This window comes from Streptomyces sp. NPDC053079, assembly GCF_044546695.1.
Taxonomy (GTDB): domain Bacteria; phylum Actinomycetota; class Actinomycetes; order Streptomycetales; family Streptomycetaceae; genus Streptomyces.
Genome location: NZ_JBITZJ010000002.1, coordinates 145,906 through 165,587 on the forward strand (window position 1 = coordinate 145,906; position 19,682 = coordinate 165,587).

Annotated in this window: 19 protein-coding genes; 7 read left to right on the forward strand and 12 right to left on the reverse strand. The window is 74.2% G+C overall.

Annotation, left to right across the window (positions count from 1 at the left end):
- Nucleotides 1–45: 45 nt before the first annotated feature.
- A complete protein-coding gene (locus ACIGXW_RS07895) occupies nt 46–1,695 on the forward strand; it encodes a DNA repair helicase XPB (RefSeq protein ID WP_071961767.1) in 1,650 nt (549 codons plus the stop codon).
- Nucleotides 1,696–1,703: 8 nt separating this feature from the next.
- Here the strand turns inward: ACIGXW_RS07895 and ACIGXW_RS07900 are convergent, their stop codons facing one another.
- The gene (locus ACIGXW_RS07900) at nt 1,704–1,832 is read right to left on the reverse strand and encodes a hypothetical protein (RefSeq protein WP_399571107.1); all 129 of its coding nucleotides are present in this window, start codon (nt 1,830–1,832) and stop codon (nt 1,704–1,706) included.
- A gap of 364 nt (nt 1,833–2,196) precedes the next feature.
- On the opposite strand from ACIGXW_RS07900, the gene ACIGXW_RS07905 reads away from it, so the two are divergent.
- Nucleotides 2,197–4,170, forward strand: coding sequence for a HelD family protein (locus ACIGXW_RS07905; protein ID WP_399572467.1), 1,974 nt, complete (start codon nt 2,197–2,199; stop codon nt 4,168–4,170).
- Between the two features lie 36 nt (nt 4,171–4,206).
- Here the strand turns inward: ACIGXW_RS07905 and ACIGXW_RS07910 are convergent, their stop codons facing one another.
- The 4 genes from ACIGXW_RS07910 to ACIGXW_RS07925 all read right to left on the reverse strand — a co-directional run bounded on the left by ACIGXW_RS07910 (nt 4,207) and on the right by ACIGXW_RS07925 (nt 8,554).
- Nucleotides 4,207–4,923 carry a copper homeostasis protein CutC gene (locus tag ACIGXW_RS07910; RefSeq protein ID WP_399571109.1) on the reverse strand — a complete coding sequence of 239 codons (717 nt, stop codon included), beginning with the start codon at nt 4,921–4,923 and terminating at the stop codon, nt 4,207–4,209.
- 165 nt (nt 4,924–5,088) lie between these two features.
- On the reverse strand, nt 5,089–6,549 hold the full coding sequence (locus ACIGXW_RS07915) for a PTS transporter subunit EIIC (protein WP_399571111.1): 1,461 nt from the start codon (nt 6,547–6,549) through the stop codon (nt 5,089–5,091).
- Nucleotides 6,550–6,581: 32 nt separating this feature from the next.
- The gene (gene murQ / locus ACIGXW_RS07920) at nt 6,582–7,520 is read right to left on the reverse strand and encodes an N-acetylmuramic acid 6-phosphate etherase (protein ID WP_399571114.1); all 939 of its coding nucleotides are present in this window, start codon (nt 7,518–7,520) and stop codon (nt 6,582–6,584) included.
- Nucleotides 7,521–7,612: 92 nt separating this feature from the next.
- Nucleotides 7,613–8,554: a MurR/RpiR family transcriptional regulator gene (locus ACIGXW_RS07925; protein WP_399571116.1), complete on the reverse strand. Its 942-nt coding sequence runs from the start codon at nt 8,552–8,554 to the stop codon at nt 7,613–7,615.
- A 63-nt stretch (nt 8,555–8,617) separates the two neighbouring features.
- On the opposite strand from ACIGXW_RS07925, the gene ACIGXW_RS07930 reads away from it, so the two are divergent.
- Together ACIGXW_RS07930 and ACIGXW_RS07935 are read left to right on the forward strand one after the other, a co-directional pair.
- On the forward strand, nt 8,618–8,980 hold the full coding sequence (locus ACIGXW_RS07930; protein ID WP_360912114.1) for a hypothetical protein: 363 nt from the start codon (nt 8,618–8,620) through the stop codon (nt 8,978–8,980).
- Between the two features lie 18 nt (nt 8,981–8,998).
- The gene (locus tag ACIGXW_RS07935; protein ID WP_399571118.1) at nt 8,999–9,259 is read left to right on the forward strand and encodes a DUF4031 domain-containing protein; all 261 of its coding nucleotides are present in this window, start codon (nt 8,999–9,001) and stop codon (nt 9,257–9,259) included.
- Between the two features lie 50 nt (nt 9,260–9,309).
- Here ACIGXW_RS07935 and ACIGXW_RS07940 read toward each other — a convergent pair whose 3' ends face one another.
- From ACIGXW_RS07940 to ACIGXW_RS07950, 3 genes are all read right to left on the reverse strand, one after another.
- Nucleotides 9,310–10,572 (reverse strand): Cmx/CmrA family chloramphenicol efflux MFS transporter, encoded by a 1,263-nt coding sequence (locus ACIGXW_RS07940; RefSeq protein ID WP_399571120.1) that lies wholly within the window; start codon nt 10,570–10,572, stop codon nt 9,310–9,312.
- Between the two features lie 66 nt (nt 10,573–10,638).
- Nucleotides 10,639–11,307, reverse strand: coding sequence for a hypothetical protein (locus ACIGXW_RS07945; RefSeq protein WP_399571123.1), 669 nt, complete (start codon nt 11,305–11,307; stop codon nt 10,639–10,641).
- A gap of 136 nt (nt 11,308–11,443) precedes the next feature.
- The gene (locus ACIGXW_RS07950) at nt 11,444–13,891 is read right to left on the reverse strand and encodes a helicase C-terminal domain-containing protein (RefSeq protein ID WP_399571126.1); all 2,448 of its coding nucleotides are present in this window, start codon (nt 13,889–13,891) and stop codon (nt 11,444–11,446) included.
- Between the two features lie 154 nt (nt 13,892–14,045).
- Here ACIGXW_RS07950 and ACIGXW_RS07955 point away from each other — a divergent pair, with 154 nt between their 5' ends.
- Nucleotides 14,046–15,044: a hypothetical protein gene (locus ACIGXW_RS07955; RefSeq protein ID WP_399571128.1), complete on the forward strand. Its 999-nt coding sequence runs from the start codon at nt 14,046–14,048 to the stop codon at nt 15,042–15,044.
- Nucleotides 15,045–15,108: 64 nt separating this feature from the next.
- On the opposite strand, the gene ACIGXW_RS07960 is transcribed toward ACIGXW_RS07955, so the two are convergent.
- From ACIGXW_RS07960 to ACIGXW_RS07970, 3 genes are read right to left on the reverse strand one after another with little or no spacing between them, the layout of a single operon-like run.
- Nucleotides 15,109–15,939: an ABC transporter ATP-binding protein gene (locus ACIGXW_RS07960; protein ID WP_399571131.1), complete on the reverse strand. Its 831-nt coding sequence runs from the start codon at nt 15,937–15,939 to the stop codon at nt 15,109–15,111.
- Nucleotides 15,936–17,006 carry a FecCD family ABC transporter permease gene (locus ACIGXW_RS07965; RefSeq protein WP_399571133.1) on the reverse strand — a complete coding sequence of 357 codons (1,071 nt, stop codon included), beginning with the start codon at nt 17,004–17,006 and terminating at the stop codon, nt 15,936–15,938. Before ACIGXW_RS07965 ends, ACIGXW_RS07960 begins: the two co-directional genes overlap by 4 nt.
- Complete coding sequence (locus tag ACIGXW_RS07970; RefSeq protein WP_071961775.1) at nt 17,003–18,034, reverse strand: iron ABC transporter permease; 1,032 nt, start codon at nt 18,032–18,034, stop codon at nt 17,003–17,005. Before ACIGXW_RS07970 ends, ACIGXW_RS07965 begins: the two co-directional genes overlap by 4 nt.
- 134 nt (nt 18,035–18,168) lie before the next feature.
- Between ACIGXW_RS07970 and ACIGXW_RS07975 the strand changes: the two genes are divergently transcribed.
- Nucleotides 18,169–18,843, forward strand: coding sequence for a haloacid dehalogenase-like hydrolase (locus tag ACIGXW_RS07975; protein ID WP_071961783.1), 675 nt, complete (start codon nt 18,169–18,171; stop codon nt 18,841–18,843).
- Here the strand turns inward: ACIGXW_RS07975 and ACIGXW_RS07980 are convergent.
- Nucleotides 18,813–19,058 carry a hypothetical protein gene (locus ACIGXW_RS07980; protein WP_071961776.1) on the reverse strand — a complete coding sequence of 82 codons (246 nt, stop codon included), beginning with the start codon at nt 19,056–19,058 and terminating at the stop codon, nt 18,813–18,815. The two genes, ACIGXW_RS07975 and ACIGXW_RS07980, sit on opposite strands and share 31 nt — an antisense overlap.
- A 235-nt stretch (nt 19,059–19,293) precedes the next feature.
- Here ACIGXW_RS07980 and ACIGXW_RS07985 point away from each other — a divergent pair, with 235 nt between their 5' ends.
- On the forward strand, nt 19,294–19,677 hold the full coding sequence (locus ACIGXW_RS07985; RefSeq protein ID WP_190064580.1) for a cold-shock protein: 384 nt from the start codon (nt 19,294–19,296) through the stop codon (nt 19,675–19,677).
- Nucleotides 19,678–19,682 lie beyond the last annotated feature (5 nt).

Genomic DNA, 19,682 nt, shown 5'->3' on the forward strand with positions numbered 1-19,682 from the left:
GGACACTGGAAGCTTGTCCCCCGTGCACGAGTGGAAGGCCGAGGCGTGAACGGACCCCTCATCGTCCAGAGCGACAAGACCCTGCTGCTGGAGGTGGACCACGAGCAGGCGGACGCGTGCCGCCGTGCCATCGCGCCGTTCGCCGAGCTGGAGCGGGCGCCCGAGCACATCCACACCTACCGGGTGACCCCGCTCGGGCTGTGGAACTCGCGGGCCGCCGGCCACGACGCCGAGCAGGTCGTCGACGCGCTCGTCACGTACTCCCGCTACCCCGTGCCGCACGCCCTGCTCGTCGACATCGCCGAGACCATGGCCCGCTACGGGCGGCTGAAGCTGGTCAAGCACCCCACGCACGGGCTGGTCCTGGAGAGCACCGACCGGCCGGTGCTGGAGGAGATCCTCCGGTCGAAGAAGATCCAGCCGCTGGTCGGCGCCCGGATCGACCCCGACACCGTCGCCGTCCACCCCTCCGAGCGCGGTCAGATCAAGCAGACGCTGCTGAAGCTGGGCTGGCCGGCCGAGGACCTGGCCGGGTACGTCGACGGCGAGGCGCACCCCATCGAGCTGCGCGAGGACGGCTGGGCCCTGCGCCCCTACCAGCGGCAGGCCGTCGAGGGCTTCTGGCACGGCGGCTCCGGCGTGGTCGTGCTGCCCTGTGGCGCGGGCAAGACGCTCGTCGGCGCGGGTGCGATGGCGCAGGCCAAGGCGACGACGCTGATCCTGGTCACCAATACCGTCTCGGCGCGGCAGTGGAAGCACGAGCTGGTGAAGCGGACCTCGCTGACCGAGGACGAGATCGGCGAGTACAGCGGTACGAGGAAGGAGATCCGCCCCGTCACCATCGCCACCTACCAGGTGCTGACGACGAAGCGGAAGGGCATCTACCCGCACCTGGAGCTGTTCGACTCCCGGGACTGGGGCCTGGTCGTCTACGACGAGGTGCACCTGCTGCCCGCGCCGGTCTTCAAGTTCACGGCCGATCTCCAGGCGCGCCGCCGGCTGGGGCTGACCGCCACGCTCGTGCGGGAGGACGGGCGGGAGTCCGATGTCTTCTCCCTCATCGGGCCCAAGCGCTTCGACGCGCCCTGGAAGGAGATCGAGGCGCAGGGCTACATCGCCCCGGCGGACTGCGTCGAGGTCCGGGTCAACCTCACCGACTCCGAGCGGCTGGCGTACGCGACGGCCGAGACGGAGGAGAAGTACCGCTACTGCGCGACGACCGCCACCAAGCGGAAGGTCACCGAGGCGCTGGTGCGCAAGCACCAGGGGGAGCAGACGCTGGTCATCGGCCAGTACATCGACCAGCTGGACGAGCTGGGCGAGCACCTGGACGCGCCCGTCATCAAGGGCGAGACGACCAACGCCCAGCGCGAGAAGCTCTTCGACGCGTTCCGTCAGGGCGAGATCTCCGTGCTGGTCGTCTCCAAGGTCGCGAACTTCTCGATCGACCTGCCCGAGGCGACGGTCGCCATCCAGGTGTCGGGCACGTTCGGGTCGCGGCAGGAGGAGGCGCAGCGGCTGGGCCGGGTGCTGCGGCCGAAGGCGGACGGGCACGAGGCCCGCTTCTACTCGGTGGTCGCCCGGGACACGGTCGACCAGGACTTCGCGGCACACCGCCAGCGCTTCCTGGCCGAGCAGGGCTACGCGTACCGGATCATCGACGCGGACTCGCTGCTGGCGGGGGAGGGCGCGTAGGCCCCGTTTCAGGCCTTGCGCTTGTCGGCGTACTCGCCGAGGACGACGACGCTGACGGCCGCGCCGGCGAACGCCTTGAGGGCGCGGAGGGCGGTGGCCAGGGGGGAGGCGGCGGGGGCGACGGATGCTGAGGTCATGTCTTCCATGATGGTTGCCGGAATCGCCCCCGGCATCGGCCTGCCGGTGTAAACGCGCAGGTGCGCCCGTACGACCGAAGGATCATTCCGTCCCCTACGGGAGATGGACGGCAACCCTGAGGGTCTCCCGGGGGTGCGTGAAATTCGCTCGCGCGCCCCCTTTCCCGCTGACTACAATCCACCCTTCCCGCCGCCTCCCGCATCGCCTCGGGAGCGCCGCCGTCCGGACGGAAACCGGGCGGCTCACCGCTCTTTCCGCCGTACGCCAGGAGGCCTTGCCGTGCCCGCGCACGTAACCGACGCGAACGACCCGCTCGAGCGTGAGCGCGCCCATCTCGCCTCGTCCCGTTCCGCCCTGCGCGCGATGCGCGCCGACGTCGAGGCCCTCGACATCAAGGACGTCACCGCCAACTGGGTCAACGCCGCCGTCCTGGAGCGGCAGATCGAGGAGCGCATCACCGCGCTCGCCGATCTCGCGCACACCCCGCTCTTCTTCGGTCGTCTGGACTATCTGCACGCCCCGGGCGCGGAGCAGGCCGAAGGGGTGGACGGCGGGAAGTTCTACATCGGGCGGCGGCATGTGCACGACGCGGTCGGCGACCCGATGGTCATCGACTGGCGCGCGCCCGTCTCACAGCCGTTCTACCGGGCGTCCAAGAAGGAGCCGATGGACGTCCGGCTGCGGCGCCGGTTCGGCTATACGGGCGGAGAGTTGACCGCGTACGAGGACGAGGACCTGACCGACACGGCGGGCGACGACCGTACGAGCCGGCTGCTGCAGACCGAGATCGAACGCCCGCGCGTCGGCCCGATGCGCGACATCGTCGCGACGATCCAGCCGGAGCAGGACGAGATCGTACGGTCCGGAATCGGCGGCACCGTGTGTGTACAGGGCGCCCCCGGCACCGGGAAGACGGCCGTCGGCCTGCACCGGGTCGCGTATCTGCTGTACGCCCACCGTGAGCGGCTCGCGCGCACCGGCACGCTGGTCATCGGCCCGAACCGCTCGTTCCTGCGGTACATCGAGCAAGTGCTGCCAGCCCTGGGTGAGTTGAACGTGCAGCAGGCGACCGTCGGCGACCTCGTCGCCCACGTCGAGGTGCGCGGGGCCGACTCGCCCGCCGCCGCCCGTATCAAGGGCGACGCCCGCATGGCCGAGGTGCTGCGGCGCGCGGTGCGGGCGGGGGTGACGATGCCCGTCGAGCCGGTGGTCGTGGTGCGGGGCTCGCGGCGCTGGCGGGTGCCGGCGTACGAGATCGAGGAGATGGTGCGGGAGTTGCTCGCCCGCGACATCCGCTACGGCGCCGCGCGGGAGGCCCTGCCGCAGCGGATCGCGCACGCCGTGCTCGTACGCATGGAGGAGGCGGGCGAGGCGCCCGACGACCGGGTGCAGGACGCGGTGGCGCGCAACGCGGCCGTGAAGGCGGCGGTCAAGGCGGTCTGGCCGGCCGTCGACCCGGTGAAGCTGGTGCTGCGGCTGCTGTCGGACGCGGAGTTCCTGGCGGAGCACGCGGGTGGGGTGCTGTCGGAGGAGGAGCAGGGGGAGATCCTCTGGGCGCGGCCCGCCCGCGGCGTGCGGTCCGCGAAGTGGTCGGCGGCGGACGCGGTGCTGATCGACGAGGCCGCCGACCTCGTGGCGCGTACGCCCTCGCTCGGGCATGTGGTCCTCGACGAGGCGCAGGACCTGTCGCCCATGCAGTACCGGGCGGTGGGGCGCCGCTGCACGACCGGTTCGGCCACGATCCTGGGCGACCTGGCCCAGGGCACGACGCCGTGGGCGACGGCGAGCTGGGCGGAGGCGCTGACCCACCTGGGCAAGCCGGAGGCCGCGGTGGAGGAGCTGACCCAGGGCTTCCGGGTGCCGCGCGCCGTGATCGCGTACGCCTCGCGGCTGCTGCCCGCGATCGCGCCGGGCCTGGCGGAGGCGACGTCGGTGCGTGAGTCGGAGGGCGACTTCTCGGTACGGGCCGTCGCGGCCGACGCGCTGGACGCGGCGGTGGTGGACGCCTGCCGCGAGGCGCTGGAGCGCGAGGGATCGATCGGACTGATCGCGGCCGACGCGCGCGTTCCCGTGCTGGGCGAGGCGCTGCGGGCGGCCGGCCTGGCGTTCCTCGCCCCGGGCGAGGAGACGTCGGCGGACGCGCGGCTGACGCTGGTGCCGGCGTCGCTGGCCAAGGGCCTGGAGTACGACTACGTCGTGCTGGACGAGCCGGCGGCAGTGGTGGCCGGCGAGCCGGACGAGCGGACGGGGTTGCGGCGGCTGTACGTCGCGCTGACGCGGGCGGTGTCGGGGCTGGCGGTGCGGCACGCTTCGCCGTTGCCGGTGCAGCTGGGCTGAAAACTGGGGGGCAAGCCCCCCAGACCCCCCTTGTCCTCAATCGCCGGACGGGCTCCTGTCCAGCGCCTCGCGCCACGCGCGTACCGCATCGGTGTCCACCGGGCCGTTCCAGCCCGCCGGGCGGGACGCGCTGCCGATGTGGAAGGCGGTGATGCCCGCGTCCAGGAGGACCGGCACGTGCTTGAGCTTGAGGCCGCCGCCGACCAGGATCCGCGGTTCGTAGCCCGGCTCGTCCGAGCGCGCCGCCTCCGCGAGCAGCGTGGCGAGGCCGTCGTCGACGCCCGAGGGGGAGCCGGCGGTGAGGTAGGTGTCCAGGCCCGGCTGGTCGGCGAGCTGCTTGCGCAGGGCGTCGCGGTCCGCCGCGCGGTCGATGGCGCGGTGGAAGGTCCACCGGGCCCGCGGCCCGAGGGCCTCGGCCAGGTCGGCGACGGCCGCCAGGTCGGCGCGCCCGTCGTCGGTGAGGAAGCCGAGCACGAACTCCTCCGCGCCCTCCGCGCGCAGCGCCCGGGCCTCCTCGCACAGGGCGGCGAGCGCGGCGGCGCCCCCGGCGGAGAAGCCGTCCGTGGCGCGCAGCATCACCCGTACGGGGATGTCGACGGCGTCCCGTACCGCGGCGAAGGTCTCCCGGGCGGGGGTGAGGCCGTCGGCGGCCATGTCGCTGACCAGTTCGAGCCGGTCCGCACCTCCGGCCTGCGCCGCCACCGCGTCCTGGGGGTCGAGCGCGATCACCTCCAGGATTGCGCCGTTACCCACGTGACACCATTCCTCTCCAGTAACACACGTCACTTGGACAACGTGTGTGCGGTCCTTACGGCCGTCGGCAGACGTGTCGCACGGGCGACAACAGGTCTAGTCCAATAGCACAGCGTAAGTCCTGTGAGGCCTTCGTGGCATCAGGGCCTCCCGGGCGCATCCCGCCTAGGGCGCGGCCCCGCCCCCCGCCTCCGCCCCCACCTCCTCGCTCACCCCGAAGAAGTACGTCGCCGCGAACCCCACCACGTACCCGACCAGCAGCCCCGCCCCGTAGACGGCCACCGCCTCGGCCGGCCCGTGGTTGCCCTTGAGCAGGGGGAAGAGGGCCCAGCCCGAGGGGCCGATGGCCGTCGCGCCGCACTTGGCGCCGAGCTGGTGGGCGAGGCCGACCAGGCCGCCCCCGAACGCGCCGCCCACGCACGCGGTGACGAAGGGCCGGCCCAGCGGCAGCGACACCCCGTAGATCAGGGGCTCGCCGATGCCGAGGACGCCCGCCGGCAGCGCCGAGCGGATGATCTTGCGGACCGAGAGGTTGCGGGCGAGGCGGACGTAGACGGCCAGGGCCGCGCCGACCTGGCCGGCGCCGGCCATGGCGAGGATGGGCAGCAGGACGGTGTAGCCCTGCTCGGCGATCAGGGTGGTGTGGATGGGGATCAGGGCCTGGTGCAGGCCCAGCATGACCAGGGGCAGGAAGAGGCCGCCCAGGACGAAACCGGCCCCCGCGCCGCCGTGGGACAACAGCCAGTCCGCCCAGCGGCCGATGGCCGTCGAGACCTCGCCGGCCACGAACATCAGCCCGTACAGGGTGACCAGGCCCGGCAGCAGCACCGTGAGGAACGGCGTGAGCAGGACGTCCAGGGCCTCCGGCACCAGGCGGCGGCAGGCCCGCTCCACGTACACCGCCAGCAGCGCCGCGGCGAGCGCGCCGAGGACTCCGCCCTGGCCGGGGGAGAGCTTCTGGCCGAAGGCGTCGACGTGGGTGACGCCGGGGTGGACGATGACGGCCGCGACCGCACCGCCCAGGATGGGCGTGCCGCCGAACTCCTTGGCCGTCTGGTAGCCGACGAAGACCGCGATGAGCGACATGAAGCCGGAGGCGATCGCGGTCAGCGCCGGTACGAGCGAGGGCAGCCAGTGCAGGTTGGCGAGCAGGCCCGCGGCGCCCGCGATGATGCCGCAGCCGATCAGGGCGGGGATCAGCGGTACGAAGATGTGCGCGATGCGGCGCAGGAAGAGCTTGAAGGGCGTGGCGTTGCGCGCCCGTCGCTCCTCCTTCAGCTCCGCGCCGCGCTCGGCCAGCGCCTCGGCGCTCACCCCGGGGGCGGTCAGCCTCTCCAGCGCGGGGGCCACCCGTGCGACCGCGCCCGGGCCGAGCACGATCTGGTACGCCTGCGCGTCCTCCACCACGCCCAGCACGCCCGGCAGCGCCCGTAGCGCCTCGCCCCGGACCAGGGAGCGGTCGCGGACCTCCACGCGCAGGCGGGTCATGCAGTTGGTGACGGAGAGGAGGTTCGCGGTGCCGCCGAGGAGGGGCAGGAGCGCGGCGGCGGTGGCGCCGTACCTGTCGTCGCCGTCTTCTCTGTCTTCTCTGGCTTCGCTGTCGTTACGGTCGTCGGGTGCCGGCATGGGACCTTGCTTCGCTGGTGCGTGACGGAACGTCAGTCGGGTGAGGTCGCGCGGAGGGCCGCGCGCAGGTGGCCGTGCGACTCCTCCAGGAGGCGGGCGGCGGTGGGGCCGTCGACGTCGCCGAGGAGGACGAGGATGGCGTTCTTCACCTCGCCGTCGGTGGCGGCCAGCGCGGCCTCGATCTCCGCGTCCGGCGCTCCCGTGGCGAGGGAGACGATGCGCCGCGAGCGGGCGCGCAGCTTCTCGTTCGAGGCGCGGACGTCGACCATCAGGTTTCCGTAGGTCTTGCCCAGCCGGATCATGGTGATGGTCGAGAGCATGTTGAGGACGAGCTTCTGCGCCGTGCCGGCCTTGAGCCGCGTCGAGCCGGTGAGCAGTTCCGGCCCCACGACGACCTCGATGGCGTGCTCGGCGGCCGCGCCCAGCTCGGAGCGGGCGTTGCAGGACAGGCCGACCGTGAGCGCCCCGGCGGCGCGGGCGTGCCGGACGGCGCCGACGGCGTAGGGGGTGCGGCCGGAGGCGGAGACGCCGACGACGGTGTCGTCCGCGCGGACCTTCAGCGCGTCCAGGTCCCCGGCGGCCAGCGCGGCGCTGTCCTCGGCGCCCTCGACGGCCGAGATCAGGGCGGGCGGGCCGCCCGCTATCAGGCCGACGACCTGCGCGGGGTCGGTGTTGAAGGTCGGCGGGCACTCACTGGCGTCCAGCACCCCGAGCCGTCCGGCGGTGCCGGCGCCCGCGTAGATCAGGCGCCCGCCGCGGGACATCCGGGCGGCGGTCGCGTCGATGGCGGCGGCGATCTCGGGGAGCCGCTCGGCGACGGCGCCGGCCACCGTCGCGTCCTCGGCGTTCATGATCTTGGCGATGGCCTGGGTGGGCAACCGGTCGATGTCGGCGAGGTCGGCGCGGAACGCCTCGGTGGTGAGCGTCGCGAGCTGGGCGCGGAGGGCGGCGAAGGCAGCGGTCGAGGTCATGGCTGGCGGCTCGTCTCCGTGTCGGTCCGTGGCGGTTCCGTGGCGATATGGGTCGATGGGGGCCGTACGTGCGACGCGCGCCGGCCGGGCCGTCAGCGCCGGTCGCGCGGGTCGTGCCGGTGCGCCAGCGCCTCGTACGACGCGGACAGGGCGGGCGCCGCCCTCTCGTACGTGCGCTGGGCGACGCCGATGAACAGGCAGTCCACCACGAGAAGCTGGCTGGTGCGGCTCGACATGGCCGCAGGCCGCAGCTCGCTCTCCCGTGCGGAGGACGTGGTGAGGATGTGGTCCGCGTACTGGGCGATCTCCCCCTGCGGACGGCCGGTGATCGCCACCGTCGTCGCGCCGCGCTCGAAGGCGACCCGCAGCGGCTCGATGACGTCGGTGGTGCGCCCGGAGTGGGTGATGGCGATCGCCACGTCCCCGGAGCCCAGCTGGACGGCGTTGGTGACGGCCAGGTGGGGGTCGCCCGGCGCGTGGGCGATCAGGCCGATGCGCAGCAGCTTCTGCACGAGGTCCTGGCCGACGAGGTTGGAGGCGCCGATGCCGTAGACGTCGATGCGCCGGGCGCCGGCGAGCGCGGCGACGGCCGCCTCGAGCGCGGCGGTGTCGAGCCCGGCGGCGGTGTCCGCCAGGCACTGCGCCTCCTCCTGGGCGAGCTTGGCGACGACGCTGGCCAGCGGGTCGTCGACCGCGATGTCGGCGGTGACCGCGGGGGCCCGGCCCGCCGCCTGCTCGGCGGCCAGCGCGGCCAGCGCGAGCCGCAGGTCGCGGTAGCCGGGGTAGCCGAGGATGCGGGCGGTGCGCACGACGGTGGCCTCGCTCGTGCCCGTGCGCTCCGCGAGGCCGGTGACGGTGAGCGCGGCGGAACCCGCCGGGTCGCCCGCCACGGCCTCGGCCACCCGCTGCATGGAACGGGTCATGGACGGGGCGAGCGTACGGACCTTCGCCGCCAGCGCCGCGGGGGGCGTCGGGGCGGGAACGGGACCGGGGGGACGGGAGGAGCCGGAAGTTTCTTTCACCTTGCTGCTCACCTTCCGAAAGGTATTTTCGGCCCGGTGTGCCGTCAACCCTCCGGGCCCCCGACAATGGGTCATATGGAGCTCGAACAGGCACTGCACGCGGCGCGGGCGCTGGTCCTCGCCGACCTTGTGGCGGGTGATGCGGCCGAGGCCGACGTCGTCTCGCTCGTCGAGGACGCGGTCGCGCACCGCCGGTGGTGGGTCGAGCAGTGGCCGGAGGGCGCCGCCTTCCTCCCCGGCCTCGTCGCCCAGGACGTCCAGGACGCCCTGCTGGAGCGGCACGGCCGCTGGCCGCTGTGCCCGGTCTGCACGGACTCGGGCGACCCGCACGCTCTGGAGGTCGAGCCGGAGCTGGGCCCCGACCCGCACTGGGCCTGCACGAAGCAGGCGGTGTTCGTCGCGCCGGTGGGGTCCCTGGCATCGGCCCTGCGCCGGTGACCGCGTGACGGTGACCCGATGACCCTCTACATCGACCCGCCGAACTGGGCCGGTCACGGCCGCATGTGGTCGCACCTGATCAGCGACGTCTCCTTCGGTGAACTGCACGCCTTCGCGAGCCTGCTGGGCGCTCCGGAGCGGGCCTTCGACGGCGACCACTACGACATCCCCTCCACGTCGTACGAGGCCGCCGTGCGGCTCGGCGCGGTGGAGGTCGGCAGCAAGGAAGTGGTCCGCCTGCTGAGGACGGCGGGCCTGCGCAGGCCGAAGCACCGCTGACGGAAGAGGACGGAAGAGGACGGAAGAGGGCCGTCGGCTGTACGGGGTGTTCAGTCCCCCGCCCGGGCCGGTGCCGCCTCGGGCACGGCCGCCGTGCCGCCCGCCACCACCCGGGAGGCGCCGCGCCGCAGCCAGGACGACGCCGCGGTGGTGCCCACCGCGAGCGCGGCGAGCACGGCGCCCGTCCAGGCGACCGCCGGATAGCCCCATCCGGCGGTGATGACGAGGCCGCCCAGCCAGGGGCCGAGGGTGTTGCCGATGTTGAAGGCGGCCGTCGTCGTGGCCCCGGCCAGCGTCGGCGCGGCGTGCGCGACGTCGAACATCAGCGCGTTGAGGGCCGGGGACGTGAGGAAGTCCGTGACGCCCAGCAGCAGCGCCAGCACGACCGCGACGGCCGGATACTGCGCGGTCAGCGCCAGGGCGGCGAGGATGACGGCCGAGGCCGCGATCCCCCCGTACATCGTGCCGAAGAGGTGGGCGTCGGCGAACCGCCCGCCGGCGGCCGTGCCGATCAGCGCCCCCACCCCGAAGAGGGCCAGCACGGTCGGCACCCAGCTCTCCTTCAGCCCGGCGGTCTCGGTGAGCAGCGGGGCGAGGTAGGAGAAGAGGCAGAAGACGGCGGCGGCGTTGAGCGCGGTGGTGGCCAGTGCGAGCCACACCTGCGGGTCGCGGTAGATCGTCAGCTCCTTGCGCAGGCGCGGCCCGTCCGCGCCCGTGGGCGGCTTCGTGGCCGGTACGAGCGCCACGACGCCGGCCACGCCCACCGCCGAGAGCGCGGCCACCGCCCAGAAGGCGGCGCGCCAGCCCGCGTGCTGGCCGAGGAAGGCCCCGGCCGGCACGCCCACGATGTTGGCGACCGACAGCCCGCCGACCATCACCGCCATCGCCCGGCCCCGGGCGCCCGCCGGCACCAGCGACACGGCCACCGCGGCGCCCACCGCCCAGAACCCGGCGCACGCCAGTGCGCTCACCACCCGCGACGCGAACAGCACCTCGTACGAGGGCGCGAGCGCCCCCGCCACCTGCCCCAGCCCGAAGACGACCAGCAGGGCCACCAGCGTCGTACGGCGCGGCAGCCGCAGCGTCGCCGCGGCCAGCAGGGGCGCGCCGACGACCATGCCGAGGGCGAAGGCGGACACCAGCAGCCCCGCCTTGGGGATGGACACCCCCATGTCGCGGGCGAGGGGCTGCAGCAGGCCGGAGAGCATGCATTCGGCGGTGCCCAGCGCGAAGGCGGCGAGGCCGAGGACGTAGACGGCGAGGGGCATGGGGGTACGAGCGGGCACGGTCCGGCTCGGGCTGGCGTTCGGCATACCGGCCGACCCTAGGCGCCCCCGCGCACGTAATCCCCCAGAATCCGCCGCATCCGGAAGGGCGGCTCAGGCGGTGAGCAGCTCCAGCTCGGTGGCGAGGTTGCGGCGCGCCAGCAGCTCCCAGCGGTCGTGCCCCAGCGGCGTACGGAACAGCCGCGGCAGCCCCAGCAGATGGCGCAGCACGTCGGCACGCCCGGCGCGGAAGGCGTCGTCCGGCACGAAGCCGTACTCCTCACGCACCGCCGCCGCGTACGCCGCGTACTCCTGCGGCGTCCCGCCGAGCACGGCGAGGTCCGCGTCGCACAGCGTCTCGCCGTCCCGGTCGCCGGCGTCGGGATCGTGGCTGACCGTGAGCCGCACGAGCCGGGCGACCTCGGCCGTACGGGCCGCGTCGACGCCCAGCTCGGGCAGCGCCCGCTCGCACAGGTGGGCGCTGCGCTCCTCGTTCTCGGAGCGGTCGGGACGGTAGACGGCGTCGTGGAACCAGGCGGCGAGGCGCACGGTCTCGATGTCGTCGGCGTGGGCGGCGAGCGTGTCGAGGTGGCCGAGGACGGCGGCGAGGTGATCGACGGTGTGATAGCGGCGCTGCGGCTCGGACCAGCGGGCGAGGAGATCGTCGGCGTACGGGCCGGGATCCGGCTCCCCGACGGTACGGACCTGCCGCACGGTCTGCCGCCAGCGGGCGCGCAGCCCTTCGTGCCGGAGGCCGGACGGGTGCTCGGGCGTGAGTGCCATGGGTCCAATTGTGGGGTACGGCTTCAGGCGCCGGACGCCGGCGGCCGGACGGGGAGCGTGCCGGTCCTCCAGCCGTCGGGCGGGGTGCGCGGCACGACGGCGAAGCCCTCTCCGCCCACAGGCGACTGACGCTCTGTCACACCACGTCGTCCGCCAGCTCCGCCACCCCCGTGATGCGGTGCAGCGGATACGTGCGGACCTCGTCGGCCGTGTGGTCGTACGCCGTGACGAAGCCGCCCTCCACGCGGATGGGGGCGATGACGCGCTGGCTGGCGGCGCCGTCCGCGTTGACGTAGCCGATCCACACGGCCTCGCCGGTCAGGACGGCGGCCTGGACCGTGGCCAGGGTGTCGGCCGACGTGGTGCGGGGGAGGCCGCCGGTGGTGGGGGTGGTGGCCGGAGACTGTTTGCGGGGGGTGGTGGAGGCCAGGTCGCCGGCGCGGATGGCGCGGACGGCGGCGCCGAGGAGGGTGGTGTCCGGGGCGGGCGGGCCGTCCGGGACCGGGGCGGGGGGTGTGCGCGGGGGTGTGCGGTGGACGTCGGCGCGGGTGACGACCACGTCGCCCTCCGCCGACTCCGCCGCCGGGGCGTAGCCCATCGCGCGCAGGCCCTCCAGGAGCAGGTCGGGGGCGACCTGGGCGGCCAGGACCGTCGCCGCCAGGCGGCGCAGCCGCAGCGGCGCCGAGCGGCGGTCGGCGAGGATCTCCGCCAGCACCGCCTCGTCGTCGCAGCGCAGATACGAGGAGGCGGCGCCCACCCGCAGCCGGCCGTGGCGGCGCGCCACGTCGTCGATGAGGTACGCCAGCGGCTGCGGCACGGGCGTACGGGAGTGCTCGGTCAGGAACGCCCGCAGGTCGGCGGCCGTGCGGCCCGCGTCGAGGGCGCGGCGCACCGACCCGGGCGTGAAGCGGTAGACCGTCGCACCGCCCTTGGACTCGATGTCGGCCAGCACCGACAGGGTCTGCGCGAGGGGGCGGCGCAGCGGGCCGGGCGCCACCGCGGTCAGGTCGGCCTGGAGCAGGACGTGGTCCAGCGGCTCGGGCAGGAGCGGGGCCAGCGCCCCGCCCGCGGCCGGCGGGTCGAGCAGGAGCGCGCGGCCGTGGCCGGACAGCGCGCCCCGGCTCGTCAGCCCCAGCTGGTCCGCCTCCGCCAGCGCCCACAGCGCCAGCCGCGAGCGGAGGTCGTCCGTCGCCGCGCGAGGCGGGCGCTCCCACTGCAGCCGGGCCAGCAGCGTGTCCGCCGAGACGGACGCCCCTTCCGGCAGCTCGGCGAGCAGGGCCAGCACCCGGCGGCGCACCTCGGGGGCCGGGCCCCGGTCCAGGTCCGGTCCCAGCGCCGCCAGCGTGCGGCCCTTCGCGTCCTTCTCGCCCGCCAGACCAGGGGTGCGGGTGGTCGCGAGCCACGCCTCGGCCAGCCGCGTCCAGCGCTGCTCGGCGGGCAGCTGCAGCCAGTCGTCGTAGGCGGGGGTGGGCGCGTACCGCTCGTCGACGTCGCCGTCGGAGGCCAGCAGCCCCGCCGCGTAGGCGAGCTCGGCCCAGAAGGCGGCGGCCGGCTCGGTCGTGTCGAGGGCGGTCGCGGCGCGCTTGAGGTCACGGACGCTCAGGCCGCCCGCGCGCAGGACCAGCGGGCCCGCGCTCTCCCACTCCTTGAGCAGCTCCTCCACGGTCGTCAGGGCCGTGAAGGCCTGCCCGGCGGCCGTCGTGTCGACCAGCCGCGCGGAGTGCTCGGTGACGGGCGCGAGCTCCGGGGCCACCGGCTCGGGGGCGCGGTGCGCGCGCCCGGCGCGCAGATGCAGGGCCGCCTCGCGGGGCAGCGCCACATTGCCGGGGCCGGTGGACAGCAGCAGGCCACGGTCCATCAGCCAGCGCAGGTGCGGGGCGGGTTCGGCGGTGACCGTGCCGTACGGCGGACCCCACACCAGCTTGCCGAGCACGGCGGTGGCCTCCGCCGGGGCCCCGCCCAGCAGCGCCGCCATGCGCGTACGGTCGCCGAACAGCCCGGTCAGGGCGGCGACGGCCGTCACCGGATCGTGGGTGGCGGGCAGCCCCGCCGCGGCGATGATCTCCTGCAGCCGGCCCGGCGACATCCCCGCCGTGGCCTCGGCGACCGTCGGCCCCAGACCCGTGGGGGAGGGGTGCGCGGGACTGGGCGCCAGCAGCTCGTAGGCGGTGCGCACCAGCCGCAGCCGCTCCTCGCCGCCCCACACCAGCGCCTGCTCGCGCAGCACGGCCACGGCCCGCGGCAGGGCGGCCGCGATGCGCGGATCAGCGCCCTCCGTGCCCGGGTCGCCCGTCATGAGCGCGGCGAGCGTGTCGTACGAGCAGGGGTCCGGGGCCACCGCGAGCGCCTCCGCGACCTGCAGCGCGAACCGGTCCAGCCGGTCCAGCGCACGGACCACCGAGGCCCGGGTGGACGCCCGGGTGGCGAGCTGGGTGAGATCGCCGGGCACCGGATTGAGCAGGTCGGGCCGCGCCCGCAACAGACCCGCGAGGGCGTCGTCGGGCCGCGTGCGCAGCTCTTCCGCGAGCGTGCGCGGTGCGCTGCCGCTGCCGGCGGTGCTTCCGGTCTCCCGCGAAGTGGTCATTCTGCTTACGGTACCGGGTCCGTGCCGGCCGGCCCCGGCTTCGGCCCGCCTTGGCCCCGCTTGGCTCCCGGCTTGCCCCGTGCCCACAGACCCGTGAGCGGGAACCGGGTACCTTAGGTGGGGTTCGACGGCTCGTGCGGTCTTGGGGGTTCCGGTGGGGATCGAGAGCGATCAGCTTGTTTACGACTATTTGAGCAGGGTCGGGGACCTCGCCCAGAGACAGTCCCTCACCTCGGGCGACCGCATGCGCCTGGTCTCCCGGCTGCGCGCCGAGATCGAGCGCCGCCGGGCGGCCGAGGGGGCCGACACCCCCACCGCCGTCCAGCGCATCCTCGACGGGCTGGGCACCCCCGCCGAGGCGGTCGCCGGCGCCGACGACGCCCTGGGGGCGGCCGCCGCCGAGACGGGCCGGGTGCCCGTGCAACGCCGGAACGACGAGGCTCCCGCCCCTGTCCGCGCGCTGCCGCCGCACCTGGCCACGGAGGAGGAGCTGCGCCCGCACGGCGGCGAGGTCCCGGAGGGGTGGGGGCTGGAGCCCGGACCGTTCGTGGGCGGCGACGAGGTGCACGGATTCGTCGGCGGCATCGAGATCCCCGACATGCTCAGGCCCCCGGAGGCGGCACGGAAGGCGGCGGGCAAGGCCGTGGCCCCGGCCGCGGCGGAGAAGCGGCTCGAGAAGCCGCAGGAACCCAAACAGTCCAAGCAGCCCAAGCCGTCCGGGCAGTCCGGGCAGTCCGAGGAGTCCGAGGAGTCCGAGGACGAGCCGGCCGACGGGTCCGACGGGCGCCGCTTCAGCTTCTGGCGCTCGCGCTCCGGCGTCCCCATGAGCCCGCTGCTCCTGCTGATCGCGATCCTGCTCGTGGTCGGCGCCGTCATCGGCAACTGGCTCGTGCTCGTCGCCGGCTGGGCCCTGGCCTATGTGACGCGCCGCCTCACGCAGACGGAGTCGAAGCTGGCCGTGCTGGGCGTGCCGGGGCTGGTGGTGGCGGGCGGCCTGGTGTGGCTGTGGGGTCGTGTGAACGGGCGGTGGGGCGAGCCGATACCGCAGGGGGAGATGGGGGCGGCGCTCGCCGACACGCTGCCGGTGGTGGTGAAGGTGGCGGCGGTGGCGTCGGCGGCTTTCGTACTGTGGCGGGCGCGGAAGCCGGGGTGACGGCGGGGCGGTCGTGCCGGAGGGGGAAGGTGCCCCGGCCCCGCCCTTTCACCGTTTCTTGTCCTCAATCGCCGGACGGGCTGGGAAAGCCCCACGGCCGCCCCGGCACCACCAGCGGGCTTCCCGTCACCGGATCCGGTACGACCACCGAGTCGAGGCCGAAGACCTCGCGCACCAGGTCCGCCGTGACGACATCCGCCGGCCGGCCCCGGGCCACGATCCGCCCCGCCTTCATCGCCACCAGGTGATCCGCGTATCGCGCCGCCTGGTTCAGGTCGTGCAGCACCGCCACCACCGTCCGCCCCCGCTCGTGGTTGAGCTGGCGGACCAGGTCCAGGACCTCCACCTGGTGGGAGATGTCCAGATAGGTCGTCGGCTCGTCCAGCAGCAGCAGATCGGTCTCCTGCGCGAGCGCCATCGCGATCCACACGCGCTGCCGCTGCCCGCCGGAGAGCTCGTCCACCGGGCGGTCGGCGAGCGCGGAGACGTCCGTACGGGCCATGGCATCCGCCACCGCCCGCTCGTCGGCCTCCGACCACTGCTGCCACCAGCGCTGGTGCGGCTGCCGGCCGCGGGCGACCAGGTCCGCCACCGTGATGGCCTCCGGCGCCACGGGCGTCTGCGGGAGCAGGCCCAGCGACTGGGCGATCCGGCGCGTCGGGATCCGGGCCAGCTCCTCGCCGTCGAGGAGGACCGTGCCCCGCGCCGGCTTCAGCAGCCGGCCCAGCGCGCGCAGCAGCGTCGACTTCCCGCACGCGTTGGGGCCCACGACGACCGTGACCTCGCCGTCCGGGATGTCCAGGTCGAGGCCGTCCACGACCGTGCGGTCCTCGTAGGAGAGGGTCAGGTCGCGGGCGGTGAGGCGGCTCGCCGCCAGGACGTCGGTCGTGCTCACGCTCTTCCTCCGGTGCGGCCGCGGACGAGCAGCCAGATCAGGTACGGGGCGCCCACGGCGGCGGTCAGCACGCCCACCGGCAGCTCGGTCGGCTCGAACAGCTTGCGGCCCAGCAGGTCGGCGGTGACGACGATGAACGAGCCCGCCAGCGCCGAGCACAGCAGCGGGATCTGCGCGGTGCGCGTCATGCGGCGGGCGATCTGCGGGGCGAGCAGCGCCACGAAGTCCACCGGGCCGGCCGCGCCCGTGGCAACGGAGGCGAGGACGACGCCCAGCAGCGCCAGCCCGACCCGCACCCGGTCCAGCCGCACGCCCAGCGCGGTCGCCGTGTCGTCGTCCATGGACACCGTGCGCTGCGCCCGCGCCGCCCAGCACACGAACGGCGCCAGGACGAGCAGGGTCCAGGCCAGCGGGGCCGCCTCGTCCCAGCCGCGCGCGTTGAGCGAGCCGGTCATCCAGACCTTGGCCTGCTGGGCGACCAGGTAGTCGCCCTTGGTCAGGAAGAGGTGGGTGACCGAGCGCAGCGCGACCGCGAAGCCGATGCCGATCATGACGAACCGGGCGGCCTGCAGCCCGCCGCGCCAGGCGAAGGCGTAGACGAGCACCGCCGCCAGGAGACCGCCGGCCACGGACAGATACGGCAGCGTGGCGTACGAGGTCACGCCCAAGGTCATCGCGCCGACCGTCAGCGCGCTCGCGCCCTGGCTCACGCCGATGATGTCGGGGCTGGCCAGCGGGTTGCGGGCCACGGTCTGGATGAGCGCACCGGCGACGCCGAAGGCCGCCCCCGCCAGCAGGCCCACCGTCATCCGGGGCAGCCGGAAGGTGCCCACGGTGAGTTCCTCCGGGGAGGGCTGCCCGAACAGCACCTTCAGCGCCTCGCCGGGCGCGGTCCACGTCTTGCCCGCGCACAGGTACAGCAGGCAGACGCCGGCCAGCAGCACGGCCAGGCCCAGCGCGACGGCCGCGCCCCGGCGGTGCACGAGGAAGGAGCTCCGCCCGGCCCGGACCAGCGCGTACCCGGCGGGACGCGCTCCCTTCGCCGGAGCCGTCGTTATCGCGCTCACGCCGCCACCGCCTTGCGGCGGACCAGCGTGACGAGGAAGGGCAGGCCGATCAGTGCGGTCATGACGCCGGACGGCACCTCGCTGCCGTCGTAGATCACCCGGCCGGCGACGTCGGCGCCCAGCAGCATCACCGGGCCGACGAGCGCGGCCATCGGCAGCACCCAGCGGTGGTCGTTGCCGACGATCGCGCGGGCGATGTGCGGCACGGCCAGGCCGAGGAAGACGATCGGGCCCGCGGCCGCGACGCCGACGCCGGTGAGGACCGTCGCGCCCAGCCCGCCGACGATGCGGACGAGCGCCACGTTCTGCCCCAGCCCCTTGGCGACGTCGTCGCCCAGCGCGAGCGCGTCCAGACCGCGCGCCACCGACAGCACCATCACGGCGCCCACCAGCAGGAACGGCCAGATCTGGCCGACGATGTCCGCGTCCCGCCCGGCGATCGAGCCGACCTGCCAGAAGCGGAACTCGTCCAGCGCCGAGGCCTTCGTGGTCAGGACGCCGGAGATGACGGAGACCAGCAGCGCGTTGATCGCGGCGCCGGCCAGCGCCAGCTTCAGCGGCGAGGCCCCGCCCCGGCCGCGCGAGGCGATCGCGTAGACGCCCACGCCGGCGACGGCGGCCCCCACGAACGCGAACCACACATAGCCGCTCAGCGTGTGCAGATCCGCCACCGCGATCGCCAGGACCACGCCCAGCGAGGCGCCCTGGCTGATGCCGAGGATGCCGGGGTCGGCGATCGGATTGCGGGTGATGCCCTGCATGACCGTCCCCGCCATGGCGAGGGCCGCGCCCACCATCACGCCGATGAGCGTGCGGGGCAGCCGCATGCTGCGCACGATGACGGTCGCCTTGTCCGTCCCGTCGTGCAGCAGGGCGTCGAGGACCTGGGACGGTGCCACGGGGTGGCTGCCCACGGCGAGGCTGAGCAGGACCGCGACCAGCAGGGCGGCGACCGCGGCCGCCGTCCAGCCGACGCGGCGGCGGACCAGGGACGATCCGGGGCTGCTGATCGGGACGGCGGCAGACATCGCTTCCACTTCGGCGGGCGGCACAAGAAAGCCCCGGCCACGGGATCCGGCCGGATCCTGCTGCCGTGGCTGGATGGGGCCTCGGGTTAGGCGAGGCTAAGTGTACGGGTGGGGGGAGCGGCACAATGTGGCGCATGACCTCAGCACCGCGTACGGACCACCCGCTGCCGCGCACGGACCACCGGTTCACGGTCGGCTTCGACCTCGACCTGACGCTGGTGGACTCCCGTCCCGGCATCAGAGCCGCCTACGAGACGCTGGTCGCCGCCACGGGCGCCCACATCGACATCGACCTCGTCGTCAGCCGGCTCGGCCCGCCGCTGACCCACGAGCTGCGCAACTGGTTCCCGGAGGAGAAGGTCGAGGAGGCGGCCGGGATCTACCTCGCCGCCTACCCCTCGCACGGCATCGCCCCCTCGCCCGCCATGCCGGGCGCCCGGGAGGCCGTGGCCGCCGTCCGGGAGCTGGGCGGGCGGGCCATCGTCGTCACCGCCAAGTTCCCGCGCAACGCCCGGCTCCACCTCGACCACCTGGGCATCGAGCCCGACGAGCTCGTCGGCGGACTATGGGCCGAGGGCAAGGCCGTGGCCCTGCGCGAGCACGGCGCCGCCGTCTACGTCGGCGACCACGTCGGGGACGTACGCGGTGCGCGCACCGCGGGCGCGCTGTCCGTGGCCGTGCCCACCGGACCCTGCGACGCGGAGGAACTGCGCGCGGCCGGGGCGGACGTGGTCCTGCCCGGCGGCCTCACGGACTTCCCCGCCTGGCTGCGCGGCTACTACGCCGCCGAGCTCGCCTCGCGGGCCTGACGGCGCTGCTCGGCGATCGAGCGCAGCACCCCGGCCGCGGCGACGACGAAGCCGACGCCCATCAGCATGCAGACGAAGTACGCCGCGGGCGGCAGCGGATCCGCGCCGAGGAACAGCGGGGCCACCGTGGCCAGGGTGGCCACAGCGCCGACCAGAAAGACGATGGCTCCGGTCCGTACCAGCAGATCCCCGGCTCGGGGCGTTTCGCTACTCACCTGACCAGGGTAGATCCCCCTGCGGCGGTATGGCTGCCGGATGACCACGAACAGATCGGACGCGCAGAGGTACGACCCGAGGACGTCTTGTCACCGGGCCCGGGACCATTAGCCTTGGGGGTAGCGGGTCTTGCGGCCCGCTGTAGTGCTATCCAGAGCTGTTTTTTCTGTTGTCAATTGATTGCAGATTTTTCGGTTTTTCGGTATCCGACGAGACACGAGGACGAGGACAGACGTGCCTACCGGCAAGGTCAAGTGGTTCAACAGCGAGAAGGGCTTCGGCTTTCTCTCCCGCGACGACGGCGGAGACGTCTTCGTGCACTCCTCGGTGCTCCCGGACGGGGTCGACGCCCTCAAGCCCGGCCAGCGCGTGGAGTTCGGCGTCGTGGCAGGCCAGCGCGGTGACCAGGCGTTGACGGTGACGCTGCTCGACCCCACCCCGTCGGTCGCGGCCGCACAGCGCCGCAAGCCCGATGAACTGGCCTCCATCGTCCAGGACCTCACCACTCTCCTGGAGAACGTCACCCAGCAGCTCGAGCGCGGCCGCTACCCCGACAAGGCACACGGCTCCAAGATCGCGGGCATGCTGCGCGCGGTGGCCGACCAGCTGGACGTCTAGCCCGC

Excerpts from the sequence above, each read along its gene's own strand:
- ACIGXW_RS07900 (WP_399571107.1), bottom strand. The coding sequence starts at position 1,832 with ATGACCTCAGCATCCGTCGCCCCCGCCGCCTCCCCCCTGGCCACCGCC.
- ACIGXW_RS07905 (WP_399572467.1), top strand. The coding sequence starts at position 2,197 with ATGCGCGCCGACGTCGAGGCCCTCGACATCAAGGACGTCACCGCCAAC.
- ACIGXW_RS07915 (WP_399571111.1), bottom strand. The coding sequence starts at position 6,549 with ATGCCGGCACCCGACGACCGTAACGACAGCGAAGCCAGAGAAGACAGA.
- murQ (WP_399571114.1), bottom strand. The coding sequence starts at position 7,520 with ATGACCTCGACCGCTGCCTTCGCCGCCCTCCGCGCCCAGCTCGCGACG.
- ACIGXW_RS07930 (WP_360912114.1), top strand. The coding sequence starts at position 8,618 with ATGGAGCTCGAACAGGCACTGCACGCGGCGCGGGCGCTGGTCCTCGCC.
- ACIGXW_RS07935 (WP_399571118.1), top strand. The coding sequence starts at position 8,999 with ATGACCCTCTACATCGACCCGCCGAACTGGGCCGGTCACGGCCGCATG.
- ACIGXW_RS07940 (WP_399571120.1), bottom strand. The coding sequence starts at position 10,572 with ATGCCGAACGCCAGCCCGAGCCGGACCGTGCCCGCTCGTACCCCCATG.
- ACIGXW_RS07945 (WP_399571123.1), bottom strand. The coding sequence starts at position 11,307 with ATGGCACTCACGCCCGAGCACCCGTCCGGCCTCCGGCACGAAGGGCTG.
- ACIGXW_RS07950 (WP_399571126.1), bottom strand. The coding sequence starts at position 13,891 with ATGACCACTTCGCGGGAGACCGGAAGCACCGCCGGCAGCGGCAGCGCA.
- ACIGXW_RS07970 (WP_071961775.1), bottom strand. The coding sequence starts at position 18,034 with ATGTCTGCCGCCGTCCCGATCAGCAGCCCCGGATCGTCCCTGGTCCGC.
- ACIGXW_RS07975 (WP_071961783.1), top strand. The coding sequence starts at position 18,169 with ATGACCTCAGCACCGCGTACGGACCACCCGCTGCCGCGCACGGACCAC.